The organism is Streptosporangium sp. 'caverna', from assembly GCF_003203775.1.
GTDB lineage: Bacteria > Actinomycetota > Actinomycetes > Streptosporangiales > Streptosporangiaceae > Streptosporangium > Streptosporangium subroseum.
In genome coordinates this window covers 7,229,417-7,254,103 of record NZ_CP029711.1, presented here as the reverse complement: position 1 = coordinate 7,254,103, position 24,687 = coordinate 7,229,417, and the positions used below count along the sequence as shown (strand labels likewise).

At 71.7% G+C, this 24,687-nt stretch carries 19 protein-coding genes; 8 read left to right on the top strand and 11 right to left on the bottom strand.

Translation table 11 applies throughout. From position 1 onward, the window contains the following. The first annotated feature begins 166 nt into the window (after positions 1–166). The 4 genes from DKM19_RS31720 (at position 167) to DKM19_RS31705 (ending at position 3,804) form a co-directional block, all read left to right on the top strand. On the top strand, positions 167–682 hold the full coding sequence (locus DKM19_RS31720) for a SigE family RNA polymerase sigma factor (RefSeq protein WP_110700740.1): 516 nt from the start codon (positions 167–169) through the stop codon (positions 680–682). Then, positions 669–1,451, top strand: coding sequence for a hypothetical protein (locus tag DKM19_RS31715; RefSeq protein WP_110700738.1), 783 nt, complete (start codon positions 669–671; stop codon positions 1,449–1,451). The genes DKM19_RS31720 and DKM19_RS31715 overlap by 14 nt, the downstream gene beginning before the upstream one ends. 136 nt (positions 1,452–1,587) lie before the next feature. Beyond that, a complete protein-coding gene (locus DKM19_RS31710) occupies positions 1,588–2,595 on the top strand; it encodes an enolase C-terminal domain-like protein (protein WP_110700736.1) in 1,008 nt (335 codons plus the stop codon). A 150-nt stretch (positions 2,596–2,745) separates the two neighbouring features. After that, the gene (locus DKM19_RS31705) at positions 2,746–3,804 is read left to right on the top strand and encodes a glucose 1-dehydrogenase (RefSeq protein ID WP_110700734.1); all 1,059 of its coding nucleotides are present in this window, start codon (positions 2,746–2,748) and stop codon (positions 3,802–3,804) included. An 86-nt stretch (positions 3,805–3,890) separates the two neighbouring features. On the opposite strand, the gene DKM19_RS31700 is transcribed toward DKM19_RS31705, so the two are convergent. Continuing rightward, complete coding sequence (locus DKM19_RS31700) at positions 3,891–5,393, bottom strand: LCP family protein (RefSeq protein WP_239513688.1); 1,503 nt, start codon at positions 5,391–5,393, stop codon at positions 3,891–3,893. Between the two features lie 291 nt (positions 5,394–5,684). Between DKM19_RS31700 and DKM19_RS31695 the strand changes: the two genes are divergently transcribed. Then, positions 5,685–6,641 (top strand): alpha/beta hydrolase, encoded by a 957-nt coding sequence (locus DKM19_RS31695; RefSeq protein ID WP_110700731.1) that lies wholly within the window; start codon positions 5,685–5,687, stop codon positions 6,639–6,641. On the opposite strand, the gene DKM19_RS31690 is transcribed toward DKM19_RS31695, so the two are convergent. Beyond that, entirely contained in the window at positions 6,614–8,080 is a 1,467-nt protein-coding gene (locus DKM19_RS31690; protein ID WP_110706141.1) for a S9 family peptidase, read from the bottom strand. The two genes, DKM19_RS31695 and DKM19_RS31690, sit on opposite strands and share 28 nt — an antisense overlap. 192 nt (positions 8,081–8,272) lie before the next feature. Between DKM19_RS31690 and DKM19_RS31685 the strand changes: the two genes are divergently transcribed. Continuing rightward, a complete protein-coding gene (locus DKM19_RS31685; protein WP_110700729.1) occupies positions 8,273–9,400 on the top strand; it encodes an exonuclease SbcCD subunit D in 1,128 nt (375 codons plus the stop codon). Continuing rightward, positions 9,401–13,396 (top strand): AAA family ATPase, encoded by a 3,996-nt coding sequence (locus DKM19_RS31680; protein WP_110700727.1) that lies wholly within the window; start codon positions 9,401–9,403, stop codon positions 13,394–13,396. Here DKM19_RS31680 and DKM19_RS31675 read toward each other — a convergent pair. Next, positions 13,319–14,728, bottom strand: a complete 1,410-nt coding sequence (locus tag DKM19_RS31675; RefSeq protein ID WP_110700725.1) for a threonine/serine exporter ThrE family protein — start codon at positions 14,726–14,728, stop codon at positions 13,319–13,321. The two genes, DKM19_RS31680 and DKM19_RS31675, sit on opposite strands and share 78 nt — an antisense overlap. A 296-nt stretch (positions 14,729–15,024) precedes the next feature. On the opposite strand from DKM19_RS31675, the gene DKM19_RS31670 reads away from it, so the two are divergent. Next, entirely contained in the window at positions 15,025–15,681 is a 657-nt protein-coding gene (locus tag DKM19_RS31670; RefSeq protein ID WP_110700723.1) for a DNA-binding response regulator, read from the top strand. Positions 15,682–15,793: 112 nt separating this feature from the next. Here DKM19_RS31670 and DKM19_RS31665 read toward each other — a convergent pair whose 3' ends face one another. The 8 genes from DKM19_RS31665 to lanKC all read right to left on the bottom strand — a co-directional run bounded on the left by DKM19_RS31665 (position 15,794) and on the right by lanKC (position 24,683). Next, complete coding sequence (locus DKM19_RS31665) at positions 15,794–17,890, bottom strand: prolyl oligopeptidase family protein (RefSeq protein WP_239513687.1); 2,097 nt, start codon at positions 17,888–17,890, stop codon at positions 15,794–15,796. Beyond that, the gene (locus tag DKM19_RS31660; RefSeq protein WP_110700719.1) at positions 17,887–19,590 is read right to left on the bottom strand and encodes an ABC transporter ATP-binding protein; all 1,704 of its coding nucleotides are present in this window, start codon (positions 19,588–19,590) and stop codon (positions 17,887–17,889) included. Before DKM19_RS31660 ends, DKM19_RS31665 begins: the two co-directional genes overlap by 4 nt. Further along, positions 19,587–21,260, bottom strand: a complete 1,674-nt coding sequence (locus DKM19_RS31655) for an ABC transporter ATP-binding protein (RefSeq protein WP_110700717.1) — start codon at positions 21,258–21,260, stop codon at positions 19,587–19,589. The genes DKM19_RS31660 and DKM19_RS31655 overlap by 4 nt, the downstream gene beginning before the upstream one ends. 107 nt (positions 21,261–21,367) lie before the next feature. Further along, on the bottom strand, positions 21,368–21,508 hold the full coding sequence (locus tag DKM19_RS31650; RefSeq protein WP_110700715.1) for a SapB/AmfS family lanthipeptide: 141 nt from the start codon (positions 21,506–21,508) through the stop codon (positions 21,368–21,370). Positions 21,509–21,541: 33 nt separating this feature from the next. After that, positions 21,542–21,685, bottom strand: a complete 144-nt coding sequence (locus DKM19_RS31645) for a SapB/AmfS family lanthipeptide (protein WP_089207185.1) — start codon at positions 21,683–21,685, stop codon at positions 21,542–21,544. A 33-nt stretch (positions 21,686–21,718) separates the two neighbouring features. Continuing rightward, on the bottom strand, positions 21,719–21,862 hold the full coding sequence (locus DKM19_RS31640) for a SapB/AmfS family lanthipeptide (protein WP_110700713.1): 144 nt from the start codon (positions 21,860–21,862) through the stop codon (positions 21,719–21,721). Between the two features lie 32 nt (positions 21,863–21,894). Further along, the gene (locus tag DKM19_RS31635) at positions 21,895–22,038 is read right to left on the bottom strand and encodes a SapB/AmfS family lanthipeptide (protein WP_110700711.1); all 144 of its coding nucleotides are present in this window, start codon (positions 22,036–22,038) and stop codon (positions 21,895–21,897) included. Positions 22,039–22,046: 8 nt separating this feature from the next. Beyond that, a complete protein-coding gene (gene lanKC / locus DKM19_RS31630; protein WP_110700709.1) occupies positions 22,047–24,683 on the bottom strand; it encodes a class III lanthionine synthetase LanKC in 2,637 nt (878 codons plus the stop codon). Positions 24,684–24,687 lie beyond the last annotated feature (4 nt).

Sequence of the window (24,687 nt, the reverse complement as noted above, 5' to 3'; positions counted from 1 at the left end):
ATACGCCTGGGCCGCCCGGGAGGTTGCCCGTGTGGGGCCCTTGGTTCGATCAACCGGTGGATTTCGCGAATTCACCGATTCCATCGGATGCGCAGCGGTTCGCGCAGACGGGCAACGCCGGGCGCGGTCCAGGCGTATTAGAGGTCATGAAATTGGACGAACAGGCGTGAGCGGCACGGACGGCGACGGGTTCGCCGCATTCGTGGCCGCACGCGGCACGAGTCTGCTCCGGGTCGCCTACCTCGCGTGCGGCGACGAGGGGGAGGCGGAGGACCTGCTGCAGACGGCGCTGGAGCGCACATACCAGAACTGGGACCGGGTGCGGTACGACGACCCCGAGCCCTACGTCCGCCGCATCATCGTCAACACCTCCATCAGCCGTGCCCGGCGCCGGGCGATCCTGCGGATCATTCCGATGCACACCCCTCCCGAACTGCCGGTGCGGGAGACCGACGTCGACCTGCGCCACGTGCTCATGGACACGCTGCGGGCCCTGCCTCCCCGGCAGCGGGCGGTGGTCGTCCTGCGGTACTGGGAGGACCTCAGCGAGACGCAGACGGCGGAGGTCCTCGGCTGCTCGGCGGGCACGGTGAAAAGTCAGGCTTCCAAAGCACTCGCCAAGCTCCGCCTGGCGATCGGCGGGGAATCAGTGAAAGGAGTGATCAGGAATGTCCACGCTTGAGGACGACCTTCGCCGGCTCATGGCGAACGAGACCGAGAAGTTGCGCGTCGCACCCGACCTGGTGGACCGGGTTCTCCGATCCTCGCGGCGGAAGAAGACCAATCGGGTCAGGCTCACCGCCCTGGCCACCGCGGTAGCGGTCGCGGGGGCCGTGGTCCCCGTCTACCTGGTCCTCGGCCCGAACTCCGTGGCCGTACAGGGATTCGGGCTCGGCGGGCCGGTCGCGGCCTCCGAGACGCCGCGGCCGGACGCCACCGGCCAGGCCGTGCCGGAGCCCCCCGCCATCGACGACTTCCCGCCCACCCCCTCTCCGACTCCCGATCTCGGGGATCTGGGCGACGGAAGGGCCTTCGGGCGCGTCAGGGTGGGTTACCTGCCCGCCGGTCTGCAGTGGTCCCACTGGTCGCTGGACTCCGGAGACAGCTATACGACCTCGTGGAACTACGACGGCGACAAGAAAGGTTTCTACTGCGTCCAGATCTTCGTCTACGAGGGCCAGGCGGTCCAGGAGGCCGACGAGCGCGTGCGGGCATACCGCGAGGAGAAGGCGGGCAGGGACGTGACCATCGGCGACCGGACCGGCTATCTGCTCAGGCAGTGGGTCGGCGAGGACGGCCTGAAGGGCACTCCCAGCCTTTTCCTGGGCGTGGGGGAGGGGCGGACGGTCGAGGTGATGTTCAGCCCCACCTTCGCCAAGCGGCTCGGCGGCGAGAGAACGGTCGACCGCGAACTGAAGAAGATCGCCGCAGGGCTCACCGCCACGGGCTGAAACCGCCCGCTCCCGCCGGAATTCGGGCGTCATGACACCATGGGAAGAACACCCCCCTTCCCGGTGTTGAGGGGTGGGTCCCGCCCCCCGGGCGGGTTTCGTGTTTTCCGAGCTTGAAAAAGATCGAGGGGGGTCCATGCCGCGGGTCCGTGAGATTGAGGTGTTCCGGCTGGTCCTGCCGTATGCCAGGCGGCCGGAGAGCATTCTCGTCAGGCTCGTCGACTACGGGGGCATGGATGGCTGGGGCGAGGTCGTCGACGCCGATCCCAAGGTCTGGGCGGCTCTGGAGGAGGGGCTCGCCCGGGCCCTGATCGGCGTCGACTGGGAGCACCCCGACGAGCTGGGCGTCGTCCCCGGCGGTTCCGCCGCCGACATGGCCTGCTGGGACCTGTGGACCAAGATGCGCGGGGTGCCGCTCTCCCACGCCCTGGGCGGCAACCGCACCTCGCTCATAGCCACCGCCAGGATCGGCGGCGATCGCAACCTGGAGAGTCTGGTCGCGCGGGTGAACCGCCTCGTCTGCGCCGGATACGCCCACGTCACGCTGGACGTCCACCCCGACTGGGACATCGAGCCGCTGCGCGCCGTCCGGCACGCCTACCCGGCGCTGGGCATCGGCGTGGACGCCCGCGGCGTCTACACCGACATCGAAGCGCTCGAGGCGCTGGACGCCTACAACCTCTCATCCATCGAACGTCCGTTCGCCAGTCTCGCCGACCACGCCGACCTGCAGGAGCGCGTCGCCGCCCCGGTCCTGCTCGACGTGTCCTCGGTGACCGAGCTCGACGAGGCGATCACGGCGAGCGCGGGCCGGGCCCTGCTGCTGCGCCCCGCCGCGCTGGGTTCCCTGCGTGAGGTACGGCGAGCGCACGACCACGCCGTGTCGGCGGGCTGGGAGATCGCCTGCGCCGGTGGCCAGGGCACCGGCCTGGCCAGGGCGGCCACGGTCGCCGCGGCCAGCCTGCCCGGCTGCGACCTCCCCTGTGACGTGGCCGAACCTCCGCGCAGCGCGCAGATCGTCACCCCGCCCGTCGGCGCCTCCGGCGGGGTGGTGGCCGTGCCGCTCACCCAGTCGGGCCTCGGCCACACCATCGACGAGGTGCGCGTCCGCCGTCTCGCCAAGGAGTCGTACACCACCCGGTAGGGCCTGGCCGTGGTCCTCTCGCGATTCCCGCCCTCGGCGTTCATCGTCTAGGTGACAAAAATCGCAAAGAGTCGACAGCTTCCACATGGCGAGTGTTTAGAGCGTCGCAGCCGGGCCATCCCGCAGGTACGACCGCCATCGGGAGCCCACATGCGTGCACTGACCGTTGTCCCGCTGAAGAAGGACTCGCTCGCGGTGACCGACGTCCCGGATCCGGAGCGGGGTGACGGAGACCTTCTTGTCGACGGGCTCGCCGTCGGCGTGTGCGGGACGGACAAGGAGATCGTCGCCGGGCAGTACGGCTGGGCGCCGCCCGGCAGGGAGAGGCTGGTGATCGGGCACGAATCGCTGGGCCGCGTGCGTCAGGCCCCGGACGGCAGCGGTTTCTCCCCGGGTGACCTGGTCGTGGGCGTCGTGAGACGCCCGGATCCCGTGCCCTGCGGGGCGTGCGCGCACGAGCAGTTCGACATGTGCCGCAACAACCGCTACACCGAACGCGGCATCAAGGAGATCGACGGCTACGCCAGCCGGTCCTGGCGCGTGGAAGCCGGCTACGCGGTCAAACTCGACCCGGCCCTCGCCGGGGTCGGTGTGCTGATGGAGCCCACCAGCGTGGTGGCCAAGGCCTGGGAGCAGGTCGAGAGGATCGGCGCGCGGGCGTGGTTCGAGCCCCGCACCGTCCTGGTCACCGGGGCGGGCCCGATCGGGCTGCTGGCCGCGCTGCTCGGCGTCCAGCGCGGACTCGACGTCCACGTCCTGGACAGGGCCACAGGCGGGCCCAAACCCAGGATCGTCGGCGACCTCGGAGCCACCTACCATCACGGCGGGGTCGGCGACGCCGTGGCCTCGGCCAGACCCGACGTCGTGATCGAGGCGACCGGAAGCGGCCGCGTCGTGTTCGACGCCATCGCCGCCACGGCCCCCTACGGCATCGTCTGCCTGACCGGCGTCTCCTCGGCACACCGGCTCACCGTCGACGCCGGCGACCTCAACCGGGAGATCGTCCTGGAGAACGACGCGATCGTCGGATCGGTCAACGCCAACCTCACCCACTACTCCGCGGCGGCGGACGCCCTGGCCAAGGCCGATCCGGACTGGCTCCGCCGGCTCATCTCCCGGCAGGTTCCGCTCGAACGATTCTCGGAGGCGTTCACGCACCGGCCCGATGACATCAAGGTCGTCATCACCCTTGACGAGACCGCCTCATAACCCGGAGACCCACCGGCCTCTCGGCGCCGGACCGCGCCGAGAGCTTGACCTGACCACCTCATAGCCCCGGGCCGGGAGAGGCCGGGTCAGGCGCAGCCCTCGCTGATGTCCTTGGGCGCGGTCACGTCCGTCGCGCCGGAGGCGCTCGGGCTGGAGGTCGGGCGGGCGCCGGGCTTGGAGGCCGTCGTGCCCGTGCCGGGCTTGGCGGTCGGCTTGGCGGTCGCGGAGCCGGACGCGGTGGGCTGGGCGGTGGCGGCGAGGGGCTGCCGGGTGAGGGTCGAGGTCCGGATGGCCTTCGCGGTGACGGTGCGGATCTTGTTCCAGTCGGGGTAGCCGGTGTTGATCAGCGGGGGTACGAACTGGACGCTTGTCACCTTGGCGCTCTTGACCTTCAGGGCCAGCGGGACCAGGTGCTCCAGCATCGAGCGCGGGATGTCGGTCTTGAAGAGTTCCTTGGCGGCCAGCGCGACCTGGTTGAACCGCACCAGCACGGTCGCCGGGTCGGACTGGGCGAGCAGGGCGCCCAGCACGCAGCGCTGGCGTCCCATCCGGGTGTAGTCGTCGCTGTTGGTGCGGGAGCGGGCGAACCACATGGCGTCGGCACCGCGGAGCTTGCGGGTGCCCGCCTTGACCAGGCCCTCGTTGTACTTGCCGAAGACCACGTCCTGCGGCACGGTCAGCTTCACACCCCCGATCGCGTCGATCAGCCGGGCGAAGCCCCAGATGTTCACCAGGGCGTACCAGTCGATCTTCAGGTTGAGCGTGTAGCCGATCGTGTCCATGAGCGTCTGGGTGCCCTGGCCCTTGCGGCCTCCGAAGATCTCCGGGTGCATGTCGGCATATTCCCAGACGGCGAAGAGCAGGTCCTCGCGCGAGCCGTCCGGGTTGGCGGGCAGCCTGAACCCGTCGGGGAAGCGCTTGGCCATCGGGGAGCCGGGAAGGAAGCGGACGTTCTCCAGGTTGCGCGGCAGGCTCAGCAGCACGGTGTTGCCGGTCTTGACGTCGATGCTGGCCACGTTGATGCTGTCGGTCCGCACGCCCACCCGGTTGGTGTCGGCGTCGCCGCCGAGCAGCAGGATGTTCACCCGGCTGTGGCCCGCCCACGGGTCCTGTTCCTGCACGCCGCTGACCTGGGGCCGCGGTGTGGCCGGGGCGCTGAAGACGTCGTCCAGCGCCGACTGCGAGACCGCCGCGTACTGCCCGACCAGGCTGAACGGCAGCAGCACGCCCACCGCCATCACCCCCGCCACACTTCCGGTGATGATCTGGGCTTTTCCGTGGAGCTTGCCGGGGTTCATCACCACGAACGAGTGCACGATCAGGGCGAACCAGGCGACGCCGAGCGCGATGGAGACCACCGTGACGACGGTCAGCCAGGACGACGCCACCAGTTGCCCGGCGAGCTCACCGAGGTCGCTGGTGAGTGCGACCCAGAGCAGGCCCAGCAGCAACGCCGTGTAGACGGACAGGAGCGTCAGCCCGGTCCTGCGCCATCCGGCGCGCAAATGCGCGGCCCCGGGGGCGATGGCGGCCAGTGCCGTCCAACCGATGACCGCACCGACACCGGGCGGCTTAGTTCTGTCCCGCAACTGCTCCCCGTTTCCTACCAAGCTTGAGCGCCGCAGAGAGATGGTAGGGCGGCAAACCATGCCGTAGGCGACGAGTGAATGAACAGAACGGAAAGCTAATACGGCTTTATCGCCTCATTTCTACTCAAATAATTTTCGATCATGGTTTTTGCGGAGACTTGGCGCGGCGCGATGGGCGGTTCCTGCGGGGTTTCCGATGGAGTTTCGGGCAGGGGTGTCGAGGGGGCCTTCCGGCCCCGAGCCCCACCGGCCGGTCAACTCCTGCGAACCACCCTGACTACCCTGACCGGTATGCCCGACGTTCTCGGTTCCGACTACCAGCTCAGAACCCTGCCCATGTCAGACGACTACGAGGGGGCGGTGGTCGCCTCGCTGGTGGTGCGGCGCGCCGCCGAGCCCACCGGCAGGGCCGTGCTCTACATCCACGGTTTCACCGACTACTTCTTCCAGACCCATCTGGCCGAGCACTTCGTCGCCCAGGGAACCGATTTCTACGGGCTCGACCTTCGCAAGTACGGCCGCTCGCTGCTGCCTCACCAGACCCGCGGCCTCGTGCGCAGCGTCACCGAGTACTTTCCGGAGATCGACGAGGCGATCCGGATCATCAGGGAGGAGGACGGTCACGACGAGGTGATCATCAACGCCCACTCCACCGGGGGCCTGATCGCCGCGCTCTGGGCCGACCGGGTCCGGGGCCGGGGGCTGGTCCAGGGCCTGGTGCTCAACAGCCCCTTCCTCGACCTCAACATTCCCGCGCACCTGCGGGTCGCCGCCGATGTGCTGCGGGGGCCGATGTCCAGGATGTCCACGCGCACCGTACTGCCCCTCGGCTCGGCCACCGCGTACGGCACGAGCCTGCACCGCGGCCACCACGGTGAGTGGGACTTCGACCTGGAATGGAAGCCGATCGGAGGGTTTTCGGTGCACGCGGTCTGGCTGGCCGCGATCCGCCGGGCGCAGCGCAGGCTCCACGGCGGCCTCGGCGTGGACGTCCCCGTCCTGGTGCTCTGCGCTGAGAGGGGACTGCAGCTGCGCGACTTCGCGCCGGAGGCGCAGAGCGCGGACATCGTGCTCGATCCCCGGCAGATCGCCCGCTGGTCGACCAGCATCGGCCCGCACGTGACGTGCATCCGGGTGCCGGGCGGCATGCACGACCTGGTGCTGTCACCCGAGCCCGTGCGCAAGCGGGTCTTCGCCGAGATGGACCGCTGGATCGACTGCTACCAGGGGAACACGAAGAGGCCGTAGTAGGCCCCGGCGATCAGGAGCAGGCCGGTGCTGCCCAGCACCCCGGTGATCGCGACGTGCTGGGAGCGGCTGGGCTGCCAGCCCTCCCGCAGCCCGGAGACGACGGCCGCCACGGCCGTGACCTCCTGCACGAGCATGAGCAGCGCCAGGATCCTGATGACCAGCCACCCGGAGAGCACCGCGGGCCAGGCTCCCGCCTGGTTGACCGAGAACAGCACCAGCAGGGTGATGAACGCGAGCACCGAGACGAGCAGTCCGAGCCCGGTCCACGCCATCTTGCGGAAGCGGCGCCGGATCGGCGGCCAGATCCGGGCGTTGGTCTCGGCGGCCAGCTGCCGGCCGCGCAGCCGTACGACCATCTCCGCCACCGGGCCGACCACGTAGCCGCCGGCGGCCAGGCAGAGCGCCAGCCCGAGGACCGCGCCCCCGGCGTACCAGGGGGCGGTGGGAACGTCGCTGGCCTGGTAGCGCTGGACCGGGGTGGCGCCGGCGATGTGGACCGCGGGCCGGGCGGTTCCGGGAAGGCCCAGAACCCAGTTGGAGAGCGTCTGCAGGTAACCCGGCGCCAGGGGGCCTCCCTGGATGCGCATGCCGTGGTCGGCGCCGTTGAGATAGCGGATGGTGTAGTCGGTGTTGCCACCCTTGGCGAGCGCGCCGGTGAGCGCCTGGCTGCTCTCCACGAAGGGGATCGACGGGTCCCGCGTGCCGTACAGGGCCAGGACCGGCTGATGCAGCTGGCGCAGCATGGGCAGGCCGTCGTAGCGCAGGAAGTTCATGCGGACCGCGCTTATCGCGCGGGTGAGCAGCTCACGCACCCCGCTGGGCGCGTGCAGCCGGTCGAGCTGCTCGCTCAGCGCCCAGGTGACCTGCCGCATGGGGGAGACGTTGGGCGCCGAGACCAGCACGGTGAACCCGACGGCCGCGCTCCTGGCGGCGGCGATGGGGACCACCCAGCTGCCCTCGCTCACCCCCCAGAGCCCGGTCCTGGCCGGGTCGACGTCGGGGCGCTCCCGCAGGCGCGCCAGGACGCGCAGGGCGTCGTCGGCGAGCAGTCCGAAGTCGCGGTTGAGGAAGTCGTAGCCCACGGTCCGCTTGTCGTAGACGAGCGTGACGATCCCGGCCCTCGCCAGCCACTCGGCCTGCGTCGTGAACTCGCCCCGCGCCCCGGGCCCCGCACCCTGCACGAAGATCAGCGCGGGGTGGCGTCCCGGGGTGATCGGCGCGCGGATCGTGGCGCCCAGGGCCGTGCCGTCCACGGCGTGGACGGTGACGTCCTGGGTGGTGATCTTCCCGTTCGCGACGACCGGCCTGATCTCGGACGGAGGCTGGGCGGGCAGGGTCTGGAAGATCGGGTCGGCGGTCATCGGGGTGGGGTCGAACGGCGGAGGCAGCGTGTAACCCAGCGTCGCGAGGATAAGCAGAATCAGGCCCGCAGCCATGCTCAGCACGCCTCGGCCGGCTTGCGCAACGCTCCGGATCTCGCCCGTCACTCGCCTCCGTGATGGTCATATGGAGGTATCGTTCCCCTCGATCTTTAAGCGTACTCATGAGCGGGGCTCAGGGGCAGTGCGAGAGACCCATGTGATGAGAGTGGCGTCATTTATCGCCGGGGCCTGTTAGCTTCATGCGACATGCGGATGCTGCACACATCAGACTGGCATCTGGGCCGTTCGTTCCATCGGGAGAGCCTCCTGACCGCCCAGGGAGCCTTCGTCGACCACCTGATCGAGACGGTCAGATCCGAGCGGGTCGACGTGGTCGTCGTCTCCGGCGACGTCTACGACCGGGCGCTGCCCTCGGTCGACGCGGTGGATCTGTGCAACCAGGCACTGCGGAGGCTGGCCGCCGAGCGTGTCCGCACCGTGGTGATCAGCGGCAACCACGACTCGGCGCGCCGCCTGGGCTTCGGCGCCGACCTGATCGACGCCGCAGGCGTTCACCTGCGCACCGATCCGGGGCGGGTCGGTGAGTCGGTGGTGATCGACGAGGTCGCCTTCTACGGCATCCCCTACCTGGAGCCCGAGCTGGTGCGCGTCCCCTGGGAGCTGCCCGAGCGCACCCACACCGCCGCGATCGACCACGCCATGTCCCTGATCCGCGACGATCTCTCCCGCCGGGGCCCCCGATCGGTGGTCCTCGCCCACGCGTTCGTGACCGGGGGAAGGGGCAGCGACAGCGAGCGCGACATCAGCGTCGGCGGCGTCGCGCACGTCCCGGTCTCGGCCTTCGACGGCGTCGACTACGTGGCGCTGGGACATCTGCACGGCCGCCAGCGGATGAGCGAGACCGTCCGCTACTCCGGGTCCCCCCTCGCCTACTCCTTCTCCGAGGTCGGCCAGCTGAAGGGCTCCTGGCTGGTGGACCTCGACCAGGGCGGCCGGGTGAGCGCCGAGTTCGTCGAGGCGCCGGTGCCCCGGCCGGTCAACCGGCTCAGCGGGCGCATCGACGAGCTGCTGACCTCCGACGAACACGCCCCCTACGAGGACCACTGGCTCCAGGTGGTGCTCACCGACCCGATCCGCCCCAAGGGAGCCATGGACCGGCTCAGGTCCCGCTTCCCGCACACGCTCACCCTGTCCTTCGAGCCCGAGGGCGGAGTCCAGGACGCCGTGGCGCGTCCCAAGGTCGCGGGCCGTCCCGAGATCGAGGTGGCCCTCGACTTCGTCCGCGAGGTGAGGGGCGAGGCCGCCGACCCCGCCGAGACCGATCTGCTCCAGAAGGCCGTCGAGGCATGCCGAACCAAGGAGGCGATGGCGTAGATGCGCCCGCACCGTCTGTGGATCACCGCGTTCGGGTCCTTTCCCGCCGAAGAGGAGGTCGACTTCGACGCCCTCACCGAGGCGGGCCTGTTCCTGATCCACGGTCCCACCGGCGCGGGCAAGACCACGGTTCTCGACGCGCTCTGCTACGCCCTCTACGGCAGGGTGCCCGGCAAGCGCGACAGCGCCAAGAGCCTGCGCTGTGATCACGCGCCCCCGGGCCGGGGGCCGAGCGTGGCGCTGGAGGTCACGATCAGGGGCAGGCGACTGAAGATCACCCGATCGCCGTCCTGGCAGCGCCCGAAGCTCAGGGGTACGGGCACCACCAGGGAGAACGAGAAGGCACTCCTCCAGGAGCTCAACGCCTCGGGGGAGTGGATCGGGCTGACCACCCGGGTCGACGAGGCCGGCGAGCTGATCGGCACCCTGCTGGGCATGAACGCCGACCAGTTCTTCCAGGTCGCGATGTTGCCCCAGGGCGATTTCGCGAAGTTCCTGCGCGCCGACGGCGAGGACCGCCGCAAGGTCCTGGAACGCCTGTTCTCCGTGAAGATCTACGCCGCCGCCGAATCCTGGCTCGCGGACAGGCGGACCGAGGCCCACCGCGAGCAGCAGTCCCTCCGCAGGGAGGTGGACTTCGCCGCCAAGCGCCTGGAGGAGGCCGCGGGCCCCGCCCTTATCACGGCCCTGGCCGAGGGCGACCTTCCGGACGACGCGGCCTCCGGCGACCTCCGGGACGGCGCGGCTTCCGGCGACCTCCGGGACGGCGAGACCTCGGAGGAGCTTCAGGACGGCTCGGTCTCCCCGGACGGCGCGGCCTTCTCGGGTGGGGCGGCCCTCGGGGAGGCGCCGGACGGCGTGGCCTCCGGTGTCGCGCGAGTGGTCTCCGACCTCGCCGAGGGCGCCGGACCGCGAAGCGTGGCGGTCTCCGTGGAGGAGGACCCGCTCGAATGGGCCCACGCGCTTGAGAAGCTCGCGGGCCGGATGGTCGCCCGGGTGAGCCGCGACTGCGCCGAGGGCGAGGTCGCGGTGCGCGAGTCGCGCACGAGCCTGGAGTACGGCGCCGCGCTGGCCGACCGGCGGCGTCGCCACGCCGAGGCGCTCACGCGGAGCCGCATGGTCGAGGAGACCGCCGAGGAGCGGGTAGATCTGCAGGCCACCCTGACGGAGGCCGCCCGCGCCGACCGGCTGCTCCCCCTGATCCAGGGCGCGGAGCAGCGGTCCGAGGCCGCGGCCAAGGCCTCCCAGCTGGCCGCCGACGCCGTGGCCCGCGCGCTTCCCCTCCTCGCCGCCGGCCGGGACCCCAGCCCGGACCTTCTGGCAACGCTGGAGCGCGACCGCCAAAGTGAGATCACCCGGCTGCGTGAGCTGCGCACCGAGGAGTCACGCCTGGCGACGATCGTCCAGGAGCGTGAGCGGGCCGGCCGGGAGATCGTCGATCTGACCGCCGCGCAGGCCGAGGCCGACGCCCGCCTGGAGGTCCTGCCCGGCCTCCGGCTCGACGTGGACGCCCGCCTCACGGCCGCCCGCCTCGACGCCGCCCGCGTCCCCGCCGCCGAGTCGGCGGCCGAGAGCGCCGCCGTCCTGCTCCGGGCGGCCGAGCGCCGCGAGAGCCTCGCCGCCGAGCTGTCTCGCGCCCGCGCGGACCTGGCGGCCAAGCTCGCGGTCCTGCCCGTCGCGCCGGACGAGGCCGACGAATCCGGGGCCCGTGAGGCGCTGGCCTCCTGGGAGCGCGAGCGCCGTGAGGAGCTCGCGGGGCTGGAAGGGCTGCGGGCCGACGAGGCCCGGCTCGCCGAGCTGGACGGTCTGCTCACCGCGCTCGACCTCGAGATCCAGGAGTTCGCCCGGCAGGAGTCGGTGCTCCACGAGCGCCAGGAAGGACTGCCCGCCGAGTCGGCGGACGCCTCGGCGCGGCTGGCCGCCGCCAGGGCGCAGGCGGCCGGGATCCCGGCCGCGCGGGCCGCGGCCGGCACCGCCGCCGCCGTGCTCGGCGCCGCCCGGCGCCGCGACGACCTCCGCACCGAGCTGAAGGACGCCCGCGCGGCCGAGGTGAAGGCCGTCGACGAGGCCCAGGATCTCCGCGACCGGCACCAGGATCTCCGCCAGGCCAGGATCGAGGGCATGGCCGCCGAGCTCGCGGCCAAGCTCTCCCCCGGAGACCCCTGCGCGGTCTGCGGCTCACCCGACCACCCCGCCCCGGCCGCCCCCGCCGCCGAGGCGCCCACCGCCGAGGACGAACGCACCGCCCAGAGCGCCTACGAGACGGCCACGGAACGCCGCCGGGACGCCGGCAACACCGTCACCGCGTTGAGCTCCCGCCTGGAGGAGGCCCTCGCGATCGCCGGTGACCTGACCGTGCGGCAGGCCGAGGAGACCCTCGCCGAGGCCGAGCGGGAGCTGGAGGCCCTGACCTCGGCCGCGAGCACCGAGGAGGCACTCGCCGCGGAGGTGGAGCGCCTCGCCGCCGAGCTGGACGAAGCGAGGAGGGAAGCCGCGGAGCTCGCCCGGCGGCTGACCGGAGACCGTATGCGCCTGGCCGGATGGCAGGCCGAGCACGACCGGCTGACCGCCCGCCTGGACGGCGCCCGCGGCATGGACTCCACCGTCCAGGCGCGCCGCGACCGTCTCACCGGGGAGGCCGCGCTCCTCGCCGTCGCCCTCGCCGCCGCGACCCTCGTCGCCGAGCTCGCGGCCGGCCACCGCGAGGCGTGCGACAGGACCGATCTCGCCGTGGAGCTCGCGAGGGCCGGTCTCGCCGAGGCGGAGCGGGCACTGACCGCGCTGCGGGAGTCGGCGGAGGCCGAGCGCGGGCTGCTGGCCGAGGCGGACGCGCTGGCCGCCGAGCTGGGACTTCTGGGAGAGCGCTCACGCGAGCTCGCGGTCGCCCTCGCCGCCCGCCGTACGAACGTCGAGGGGCTCACCGCCGACGCCGAGCAGCTCACCGGCCGCATCAACGAGGCCAGGGGGCACGACGCGACCCTGGCCGCCCGGCTGGAACGGCTGACCGAGGAGGCCGACCTGCTCGGGGAGGCGGTCGAGGCCACCCGTGAGGAGCGGACCACCGCGGCCGAGCTCGCGACCGCCCGGGAGCGGGCCCTGGCCGCCATCGTCGAGGCCGGGTTCCTCGGGCTCGACGACGCCCGCGCGGCGATCCGTCCCGCCGCCGAGCTGAAGGAGAAGACCGAACGGCTCCAGGAGCTCGACAGGGCGAGCACCGAGGTCGCCGCGCTGCTCGCCGACCCCGAGCTGATCGCCGCCGCCGCGGAGCCCGAGCCCGACCTCGCCGGGCTGCGGGCCGCGCGGGACGCGGCCGACGCCGTGCACGCCGGCCTGCTCTCCGAACGGCACCAGGCCGAGGCCCGCCGGGCTCGCCTGGCCGCCCTCCGCACCGAGCTGGCCGCTTGCCTGGAACGCTGGCTGCCCGCCGCCGAGCGGCACCGCCTGACCGAGCGGCTCGCCGCCCTGACCGGCGGTAACTCCACCGACAACCAGTGGAACATGCGACTGTCGTCCTACGTGCTCGGCGAGCGTCTCCGCCAGGTGGTCGAGTCGGCCAACGAGCGGCTCGACCACATGTCGGGCGGGCGATATCTCCTCGAACACAACCTCAGCCGCACCGCGGGCGACCGGAGCAAGTCGGGCGGCGGGCTCGGCCTGCGGATCCTGGACGCCTGGACCGGTGTGGACCGCGATCCGGCGACCCTGTCCGGCGGCGAGAGCTTCGTCACCTCGCTGGCGCTCGCCCTGGGCCTGGCCGACGTGGTGACCGCCGAGGCAGGGGGAGTGGAGCTCGGCACCCTCTTCGTCGACGAGGGCTTCGGCACCCTGGACGAGGACACCCTGGACGGGGTGCTCGACATCCTCGACAACCTGCGCGACGGCGGCCGGGCGGTCGGCATCGTCAGTCACGTCGCCGAGCTACGCACCCGCGTCCCCGCTCAACTCCGCGTCCGCAAGGAGCGCCGGGGCTCCACCCTGTCCACGACGACTTCGTGACTTCTCCGGGGCGCGCTCGGCGGAGCCTCGGGTACGGCGGGCGGCCGGGCGGAGCACCCGCTTGGTCAGGTCGGAGCCGGTGACCGCACGCAGGATCTCCGCGCCGAGGATGACCCCGGCTCCCAGGGCCAGCGCGGTCGACAGAGCCTGCAGCAGGCTGGACGCACCCGCGTCCCCGTGCCCGAGGCTGACCTCGAGCATGCCCCGGTAGAGGGCGGTGCCGGGCAGCAGCGTGCCGATCGCCGGAATCGTGATCACCATCGAGGGCACCTTGACGTGCCTGGTGTAGGCGGTGCCGAACAGGCCGACGACCGCGGCGGAGACGGCCGTCGCCAGGATGGTCGGGACCTGCCAGCTGTGGAGCTGCACGAAGACCGTCCAGGTCACCCCGCCGCCGATCGCCGCCGGGATCAGGTAGCGGGGCGGCACCAGGAGCGCGACGGCGAACGACACCGTCACCCCGACGGCGCCCAGGAACTGCTCCGGCCTGAGCACGAGGGGCGCGCCGGGCACGTTCTCCACCCTCAGCGGCACGCCGAGGCGGATCGCGGCGTACAGCGTGATGCCGATCCCCGAGACGACCGCGGCCAGTATGAAGAAGATCTCGAACAGCCTGCCGGTCGCCGTCACGTACTCCCCGGCGATGCCGTCCTGCACGCAGGCCACCATCGGGCGGCCCGGCAACAGCGCGACGACCGCGCCGACCACCACGGCCGAGGCCTGAACGGGCGCGTCGATCGCGATCATCAGGACCGAGACCAGCGAGCCGAGCATCGCCGCCACCGTGAGCTGGAAGAACTCCGCCACGCCCCGCCTGGCCAGCCACGCGCTGGCCCGGTCGCCCAGCACGGTGGCGCAGAACGCGGCGACCGCGACGGACCAGCCGCCGCCGACCAGGATGCTCGCCGAGGAGGCGATCAGCGCGAGCGCGGTGACCAGGAACCAGTTGGGGTAGGCCGGAACCCGCCGGGTGATCTCCCGCAGCCGGGCCTCGGCGTCGTCGAGCGGCACCGACCTGCCGGAGGCCTCCCTGACCATGTCGTGGACCGCGATCAGCCGGTCGTAGTCGGGCAGGCGGCGACGGACCCTGCGCTGGGCGGTGACCGGCGCGCTGCCGTCCGTGGGGACGTGCGACAGCGTGATGACCGAGAGGTTCACGTCGGCCTCGCAGTGGGGCACGCCGTATGCGTTGGTGACCCTGCGCATGGTGACGGTGACCGTCTCGGTGGACTCCCCGCTGCCGAGCAGCAGTTCGCCTACGCGCAGTGCCAGTCCCATGGCCCGGTAGATGTCGCGCTGGACGGGTGCCTGGTCCAGAGGTGACGCCGACAATGTGCCCCCTGACCTCCCGGCATGCCCCAAGAGGCTACCCGCTCGCCGAGGCGTTGAGTGCCGCCGGTCGGCCGGCCTCGGGATTCACCCTGCGAACACGTCAAACCGATCGAAACGCTCACTCGGTGGGCGAAGGAACCTCGCGAGAGGGTTCCCGATGCGCGGGAGGAGGCGATTCCTTTTATGGATCCCGTGTATCGATGCTTAACTCGGGCATGGTGCGTAATCGTTTGACCCCTTTAGGTAACAACCCTGGCCCAGGAACACCGGTACGCCACCAAAAAGGAGCGAGCACCGTGATAAACGTCCTGATCGCCGAGGACATGCATCTCATCCGCGGGGCCATGGTCGCCCTGCTCTCCGCGGAGGAGGACGTCACCGTGGTCGGCGAGGTCGGACACGGTGACGAGGTGGTGCCCGCGTGCCTGCTCCACAGACCGGACGTCGCGCTCATCGACATCGGGTTACCCGGCACCGACGGTCTCACCGCGACCGCGGAGCTGAGCCGCAGGCTTCCCGAGTGCAAGGCGGTGATCCTGACCGGTCTCGCGACCCCGGCGGCGCTGCGGCGGGCGCTGGACGCCGGGGCGCGCGGTTTTGTCGTCAAGGACACCCCCGCGAGGCAGCTCGCCGAGTGCGTGCGCCGGGTGGCCGCCGGCGAACGGGTCGTCGACCCCGATCTGGCCGTCGCCGCGCTCCACGCCAGGAAGAACCCGCTCACCACCCGCGAGCTGGAGGTGCTCAAGGCCGCGGCCGAGGGGGCGCCGGTCGGTGAGATCGCCGACCGGCTCTGTCTCTCCGGGGGAACGGTGCGCAACTACCTGTCGCGGATCCTCAGCAAGATCGGAGCCCGGACACGGGTGGAGGCGGTCACGATCGCCAGGGAGGCCGGCTGGCTGTGGCCCGACGACCTGGGAGATCTCGGGGTGATCCGGTACCGGTCGCCGACCTGATCGCCGGTTCCTCGGCGGTCGCCGACCTGATCGTCGGCCCGTTACCGGTCGCCGACCGATCGGTGGTTCCCCGCCGGTCCCCTTGCCGGTCGTCGGCCTGATCGCCAATCCGTTACCGGTCGCCGACCCGATCGGTGGTTTCCCGCCGGTCCCCGTTCCCGATCTCCGGTCCGTCACCGGTCACGGGTCTGATCGGTGGTTCCCCGCCGGTCGTCGGCCGGTCGCCGAGCCCGGTGTGCGCGGCGAGGAAGGCGAGCATGTCGGCCGCCAGGTCGACCGACCGGCTGACCGACCGGGACCCGTGCCCGACCCCGTCCTCGTGACGCAGCAGGACCGGGCGCGAGCCCGAGGTGGCCCGCTGCAGGGCCGCGCACATCTTGCGAGCGTGCATGGGGTCGACCCGGGAGTCACCGTCGAACGTGGTCAGCAGCATCGCCGGATAGTCCACCCCGTCCGTGACCCGGTGGTAGGGGGAGTAGCCCAGCAGCCAGCCCAGCTGCTCGGGGTCGTCGGCGGAGCCGTACTCCGATCGCCACGAAGGGCCGAGTCCGGACCGCTCGTAGCGGACCATGTCGAGCAGCGGGGCCGAGCAGACGGCGGCGGCGAACAGGTCCGGGCGCTGCGTGACCGCGGCGCCGACGAGCAGCCCGCCGTTCGACTCGCCGCAGACGCCCAGCTGTCCGGCCGTGGTCCAGCCGTCGGCGATGAGCTTCTCGGCCGCCGCCGTGAAGTCGTCGAAGGCGTTCTGCTTGCGGTCGAGCATGCCGTCGCGGTGCCACTGCGCGCCCTCCTCTCCGCCGCCGCGCAGCTGGGCGAGCGCGAAGATCCCGCCGGCCTCGACCCAGGGCAGGATGTAGCTGGAGTAGGAGGGCGTGAGGGAGAGCCCGAACCCGCCGTAGCCGTACAGGATCGCGGGCCGGGGACCGGTCCCCGGACGGGCGAGCACGACCATCCGCACCGCCGTGCCGTCCGCCGAGGGGTAGACCACCTGGCGAGCCTCCAGCTTCGGCACCTCGACGGTGCCCGGCGCACTGGCCCAGAGCGAGGTCTGCCCGGTGCGCACGTCGTAGCGGTGCACGCTGGGCGGTGTGACCCCGTCGGTGTAGGTGAACCAGACCTCGTGGCCGCCCCCGGAGCGGGTGGACATCCCTCCGGCCGAACCCAGTCCCGGCAGCGGCACCTCGCCGCGTCGTTCCCCGGTCCTCAGGTCGTGGACGCTGATCTCGCTGATCGCGTGCCGGGTCCAGCCGACGAGGAGCACCGAGTCGCCGGTGATCGCGAAGTCACCGATCACCGCCTCCGGATCCGGGCCGACCAGGTCGAGCCAGTGCTCGGGCCGCGGGCGAGCGGGATCGGCGACGCACAGGCGACCCCGGGGCGCGTCCAGGGTGGTGAGAAGGTACAGGCGCCCGTCGCGGCCGACGGTGGACACCGTCACCGCGTCCACCCCCTCCTGGATCACCCGCAGGTCCGGGCGGTCGGGGGAGGAGTTCGACAGGTCGGCCAGCCAGAGGTCGTTGCCGCCGTCGGACGGCGCCGAGACCGTCAGCCAGCGGCCGTTGTAGCTGATTCCCAGACCGTAGGAGCGGTCGGCCCCGCAGATCACGATGTCGTCCTCGGCCGGGGTGCCGAGCCGGTGCAGGCAGACCTGGCGGGAGCGGACGTAGTAGAAGGACTTCCCGTCGGGGAGCCACGCCATCGGCGAGTAACGGCAACGGTCGATCGGGCCGTCCACGATCTGCCGGGTGCCGACGTCCATGACCCGCAGTTCCGACCGCTCGTCCCCGAACCTGGACAGCTGGTAGGCCAGCAGCCGTCCGTCCAGGTCGGGCTGCCACTTGTCGAGAGTGGTCAGCCCGCTGGGATCGATCTCCATCGGGTCGATCAGCGTCTCCTCGGCCCCGTCGGGGGCGATGGTGTAGAGCACCGCGTGCTCCTGCCTGGCCGTACGGCGCAGGAAGAACCGGCGCCTGCCCCGCCAGAGCGGAGGGCCGACCGTTCCCGCGTCGGTGAGCTCGGACACGCGGGCGCGCCACCTGTCGCGGCGGGGCAGCGCGGCGGCGTGGCCGCGCCACAGATCGTCCTGGGCGGCCAGCCAGCCCTGCGTCGCCGGGCTCTCCCGATCCTCAAGCCACCGGTAGGGATCGGGTACGGCATGGCCGTGAAGGTGGTCGACGACCGGCTGCCGTTCGGCGGGTGGATAGATCACGGGACCAGCTCCTGAGTGTTCGAAGGGTTCCATCGGCCGACCAGGTCCGCGTAGAGAGGGGAGACGGCGAGCATCTCCTCGTGCCCGCCCAGCTGGACGCTGGTTCCGTCCATGACGAGGATTCGCCGCGCGCGAAGCGCCGAGGTGAGCCGGTGGGCGATGACGAGGAGCGTGCCGCCGCGCCGGATGAACGCCTCCTCCGCGCGGGCCTCGGCCGCCGGATCCAGATGGCACGTCGCCTCGTCGAGGATCACCAGCCGGGCCGGGGCCAGGTAGGCGCGGGCCAGGGCGATCAGCTGGCGCTCGCCCGGCGACAGCATGCCCGAGTGAATCTCGGCGGAGTATCCGCCCAGCCGCGTCACCAGGGCCGTGAGACCGACCGCGGCCACGGCGCCGTCCACGGCGGCCGCGGGCGCCTGGGCGAGATAGGTCAGGTTCTCCATGAGGGAGCCCCGGAAGACGTAGGCCTCCTGGGGGATCAGCGTCCGCCCCGCCGGATGGAGCTCCTCGGCGGGGACGCCGCCCACCAGGATCTGCCCGGAGTGGGGCCGGAGCATGCCGGTGACGAGTGCGGCCAGCGTGGACTTGCCGATGCCGCTGGGCCCCACCACGGCGATGTGATCCCCCTCGGGGACGGACAGATGGAGGTCGTCGATCACCGGCTCCGCGTGCGGTCCGTAGGCGAACGTCACACCGCGCAGCTCGACTCCCGCTCCCCTGGACGTGCCCTTGGACGGGCTCCGCCCGGACGGTCGGCGGGGCAGGTCTTCCGAGTGCAGGATGCGGTTGAGCGACACGCGCAGCCGGACCCCGCTGATCCCCAGACCCTCCACGAGGTTGCCGAGCGCGGGGGCCAGCGACTGGGTGATGTAGGCCAGGGCGCCGAGGATCACCCCGGCGCCGGCTCCCCGGCTGATCAGCCAGGGGGTGCCGGCGAGCACGAGCAGCACGGGCAGCCACCCTCCCACCGCCAGCGACACCGTGCGCAGCGCGGTCACCCGGGCGAGCGACCGCGTCACGCGTGCCTGCTCCGCCACCTGGAGGCCGACCGTGGCGGCCACCCGGTCCTCGGCGCGGCAGGCGGTGATGTCGCGGAGCCCGCCGACCATGTCGGTGAGCGACTCGGCGGTGTGCTCGTCGGCCATGATGAAGGCCCGCTGCCGCCTGGCCAGGGCGGGCAGCGAGAGCAGGAAGAGGCCCAGCCCCACGACAAACGGGGGCAGGACCAGCACGAGCACCTCGGGGATGAGGGTCGTCAGGCCGAGCATGACGCTCACCACGGTGAAGACGAAGGACCTGACCACCGTGATGACCGAGGCGAAGGCGTCGCGGGCCAGCTCGACCTGGAGGTTCGACCGGGCCACCGCCCCCGTGCCCGGCCCCCGGCCCGACGCGGTCGACCGTTGGAGCGCGCCTTCGACGACATGGGCGAGCAGATCCTCGCGGAACGGTTCCACGATCGCGGCGACGGCCATCACGACCTGCCGCGCGCCGACCGCGGCCAACAGCCAGGCGCCGCCGAGGACGGCCAGCCAGGCGAAGCCGACGCCCGGCCGGCCGGCGGCGAAGCCCTCGTCGATCGCCCGTGCGATGGCGAGGCCGATGACCAGGGCGGGCGCGGTCTCCGCGACGGACCAGGCACCGAGCCTGACCAGCCGGTACGGGTCGCTTCTGAGCGCCCGGCGCACGGGGCGGTTCACGGGGCACCCGCCTGGAAGACGGCCCGGTAGTAGGGATCGCGCCACAGTGCGTGGTGGCTGTCGTAGGCGCGCACCCGGCCGCCGTCCAGCCAGATCACCCGGTCGGCCGCCGCCGCGGTCGCGACCCGATGGGCCACGATCAGGCGCGTACGGCCGTGCAGCTCTCCGGCGAGTGCCCTGCCGACCTGGCGCTCGGTGACGGTGTCCAGGCTTGAGGTGGCGTCGTCCAGGATGAGCAGGCGCTCGCCGTGCGCGAAGGCGCGGGCCAGGCCGATCCGCTGCCGTTCCCCGCCGGACATGGGGGCCTCGTCCAGCGGGGTGTCGTATCCCAGGGGGAGTCGCCGGACGAAGGTGTCGGCGCACGCCGCGCGGGCGGCCGCGCGTACGGTCTCCGGATCGGGGCGGTCGAGGCCGAGGCCGATGGCCCCGGCGATGGTGCCGCCGATCAGCGCGGGGCGTTCGAAGGCGTAGCCGACGGCGTGGCGCAGCGCCTCGGGGGAGAGCCGGGGCAGCGGCACGCCGTCGAGGGAGACCGTCCCGCTCAGGGGGTCCACCAGCCGGCCGGCGAGGGCGGCGAGCAGGGACTTGCCCGTGCCGGACCGGCCGACCACGGCCACCGCGTATCCGCCGGGGACGACGAGGTCGACGTCGGCGAGCCCGTCGGCGGTGACGCCGCGCAACTCCAGGGTGCCGGGGCCCGCGGGCAGCGGCTGCCCGCCGTACGCTCTCGGCCTCTCGTCGATCAGCTCGGTGATCCGGCCGGCGGCGGCACGTGCCCGGGCCAGCCGGTTGACGTAGCCCAGCGCCGCGCCGAGACCGGCTCCGAGCACGACGTAGCGGGCGGCGGAGTACAGCTCGCCGACCGTGAGATCACCGGCCGCCAGGCGCAGCCCGCCCACCGCCAGCACGGCCACCTCCAGCAGCGGCACCACGATGCCCGCCTGCACCCCGGCCCTCGCGTTGGCCCGCCACATCTCCATGGCGTGCAGGCGCAGCCGGGGCAGGGCGGTCAGCACCCGAGCCCTCTCCTGGTCGGCGGTACCGGCGACGGCGATCGTGCGGGCTCCGGCGAGGGCGTCGACCAGGCGGGCGGCGATGTCGCTCTGCGCCTCCTGGTAGTCGCCGGCGATCGAGGTGCTCACCTGGAGGAAGGCCCGGAGCACCAGCGCGATGAGGACGAGGCCGGCGACCAGGGTCAGGGTCAGCCAGAAGTCGATGAGGGTGAGCGCCACGATGCTGCCCGCCGTGGGGATGATCAGCGTCGCCCCGGTGACGATCGACTCGGGGGCGCGCCCGGCCTCCTCGGCGTTCACGCCCATCCGGGTGGCCAGGTCTCCTTCGGAGAACCGGCGGGTCATCGCCTGGCCGACTCCGAGGACGTGCCGCGCGATCCGGTTGCGGAGCCACGCCGAGGCCTGCGCGCTGCTCGATCCGGAGGCCCAGACGCCCAGGGTGTCGCAGAGCACGGTCAGGATCACGATGGCGGCGCAGGCGCCGAGCCAGGATCCGCCCTCGGGCCCGGCCGCCACGAGACTGTCGACCGTTCTGCCCAGGACCAGGGGGAGCGCCAGTTCCGCGAAGGCGCCGATGACGGAGGTGACGGCGAGAACGCCCAGCCAGGGGCCGCCCCGCCGTACGGTCTGGACCACCAGCCGATCTGCCGTCCGCACCGTTCCTCCTCGTGAAAGCTCGTGAGCAGGGCTCTGTGGAAAGGACTGGGGAAAGAGTGGTGCCCGGGACGGCCGCCGTCGCTGGCCGTCCCGGGCACCCGGCTCACCTAGTGGCAGAGCACGAGGCTCAGGTTGCTCGGCGTGACCGAGGCGCAGCCGAGGACGGTCAGGGTGCTACCGCCCCCGCCGCCACCGCCGCCGTGGCCGCCGCCGGGGGTTTCCAGGGACTGAAGGTCGAGAAGAACCATTTTTCTTACCTCACTTTTGGGAGAGCGGAACGACTAGTGGCAGAGGATGAGGCTGAGGTTGCTCGGGGTGACCGAGGCGCAGCCGAGGACGGTGAGCGTGCTACCGCCACCGCCACCGCCACCGCCGCCGTGGCCGCCGCCGGGAGCCTCGAGAGTCTGGAGGTCGAGAAGAACCATGGTGTTACCTCACTTCTTGGGAGACGGGAACGACTAGTGGCAGAGCAGGAGGCTGAGGTTGCTCGGGGTGACCGAGGCGCAGCCGAGGACGGTCAGGGTGCTACCGCCCCCGCCGCCGCCACCGCCGTGGCCGCCGCCGCCGGGGGTCTCGAGAGCCTGGAGGTCGAGAAGAACCATGGTGTTGCTCCATTTCTGGTGAACCGCGATGACTAGTGACAGAGGACAAGGCTGAGGTTGCTCGGGGTGACCGACGCGCACCCGAGAACGGTGAGCGTGCTGCCGCCGCCACCGCCACCACCGTGGCCTCCGCCGCCGGTGGGGGCTTCCAGACTCTGGAGGTCGAGAAGTACCATCTTTGTAGTTACACCTCCTTCAGTGACTCGTAGGAGCGAAGCCGCTCGGCGGATTCATGCGCAGGCAGTGCCGTGGACAGGGCGCCTGCGCCGCCGGGCGGCTCGGTAAAGGGGAGGAACACCGGGCGCTCGCGCAGCGCGGTGCTCATCGCGAACAGGACTCCGGCCGTGCCGGTCGCGAAGTCCATGGAGAGCCTGAACAGTTGGTTGCCGGGGAAGGCCAGGCCGCCGCCGTAGGGCAGCGCGTGCCAGCCAAGTCCGCGGATCTGTTCGGCCAGGTCGATGTCGGGATCGTTCGGTGCGGGTCCCAGCCCCGTGCCCAGGGTCGCGACCATGCCGGCCCGGCCGGTGAACAGCCCGGACTGCACGAAGTATCGTCCCTGGGTGACGAGCCGGCAGGCGCTGAGCGCGGTCCGGAAACCCTCGTCGTCGCGGTGGGTCAGGTAGCGGGCGAGGATCAGGGCGATGCCCACGGAGCCCTCGTCCAGGTAGGGGAGAGTGCGCCAGCCCTGCGTGACCTGGAGCGTGCCGTCCTCGCTTGAGGAGCACCGCCGCAGGTCCTGCCGGAGGGCCACGGCCGCCCGGTCGAGCAGCGCCGTGTCACCGGTCTGCTCGTACGCGCGCAGGAAGAGCAGGGCGGGGCCCGCGGAGCCGTACATCAGCCCGGCGCGGGGATTGGCGCCGCCGCTGATCTCCGGCACGTCGTCGGGTCCGCCGAGTCTGTCCGCACAGATGTCGACGATCTGGAGCGCCAGGTCGGTGAACGTCGCCTCGCGGGTCGTCCCGCCCAGGTGGAGCAGGTTCAGCCCGACTCCGGCGAGTCCGCCGAACAGGCCCAGTTCGAGCGAGTCCCACTTCTCCCGCAGGCACAGGTCGACGGTGTCGATCGCGTCCTGGCGATGCCCGAGCAGGTCCAGGACGTAGGCCACGCCGTGGAGCCCGTCGTAGAACCCGATGCCCGTTCCGGGATCCGGGGCCAGCGCGTGCCGGCGCAGCCAGTCCTCGTACTCGGGGAGGCGCGGTGCCCCGGCCGCGGCCAGCGCGTAGAGCACTCCCGCCGCGCCGTAGGCGAGGTTCACGCTTCCGCCGGGCTGGAACTGGGCCACGTCGCCGGGGAAGAGCCGGTCCTCGCGCTCAGGTGTGGCACTCGCCAGGATCGCCCGGCACATCGCCTCCCTGAGCTGCGGCCAGTTGTCCCGGTCGAGCCTGGGGATGAGCCGCGCCGTCACGGGGTCGGTGCCGATGATGGTCCGGACGGCCTCGTCGATCACCCCCGGTGCCACGGGAAAGGTCTCGGTGATGAGCCCGGCCAGCTGGACCACCTTGGCCCGGTCCAGCGGCAACATGATCGTGAGCTGCGGGGCGAACAGCCCGAGGCAGAGGCAGGCGAGGGCGTAGGCGTCGATGTCGACGCCCTGCCTGCCGGGCGGCGGGCTGAAGGCCGGATGGCCGAGGGTGGCGCGGGCGTGGTCCGCGGCGAGGGTCGCGACCTCGTAGTCGATCAGGACCAGGCGGCCCTCTCCGCTGATGAGGATGTTGCTGGGGTGCAGGTCGCCGAAGACCACCCCCCGCTCGTGCAGGGACTCGACCGCCCGACGGACCTGGGGGAGCATGTCGAGCACCCACGAGGTGTACTCGACGAGGGTCTCCTGGTCGCAGTTCGCCCGGGTCAGGGGGTACTTCCGCACGAGGAGCCGTTGCAGCGGGTTGCCGTCGATGAATTCCTGGACCAGGAAGTGGTGATCGCCGAGCGTGAAGTAGTCGAGCAGCTCCGGCACCGAGTCGAGTCCCGCCAGGCGCTCCAGCATGTCCCGTTCGTGGGCCAGCCGCGTCACGGAGTCGCGGCCTGCGGCGTCCAGCCCGGCGTGCGGGCGAGCCTCCTTGAGCACCACCTGCTCGTCGGTGCGCGTGTCACGCCCGAGATACACGCCTCCGCCGTTGGAGAACTGGATGACGCTCTCGATCGTGTACGGCAGGCCGTTGGTGGTGACCGCGTTGCGGGCCGCCAGGTGGGGCTCCAGGAACGCGGGCAGCGTCAACCAGGACGGAAGGCTGAAGGCCGGCCCCCGCACATCGGGGACGAGTCGCCCCTCACGGTCCTCGATGGCGAGCACCTGCTCGCCGTTCTCGCCCAGGCAGTGCCGCGCCGAGAAGCCGCCGTACCGGAGGAAGAGCGGACCCTCGCCGTAGCGGAGATCGCTGAGGATGTAGGGCCCCTCGACGCCTCGGAGCAGCTCGTCGAGCTCCTTCAGCGTGAGCTCGAGCTGGTCGTCGTCCAGGGGATAGATCGTCACGAGCTTGCCGCTGGACCCGCGGGGGGCGGCCTTGGAGTTCAACATGGTCATGACCGACCGGCTGCGCAGGAACTTGAACGCGATGTCCCGCGGCACGCAGTAGTCCCAGACCGCCTCGGTGACGCGCTCGGCGTCCTCCAGGCACGCTGACACGTGGATCTTCCAACCCTGTGCCGGCGTCCGGTTGGCGAGGGGCGCGTAGTGCATCCAGGTGTCGGTCGCCTGGTGCCCCCAGCCGTCCGGAACATCACGGTTGGTTAGCGAAAAATCGGGGTGATTGCCCCGGCGGCCGTCAAGCGTGTCATAAAAGAGCGGGTCCGCCAGGCAGTAAAGCTCATACTGGTCATCCACGACA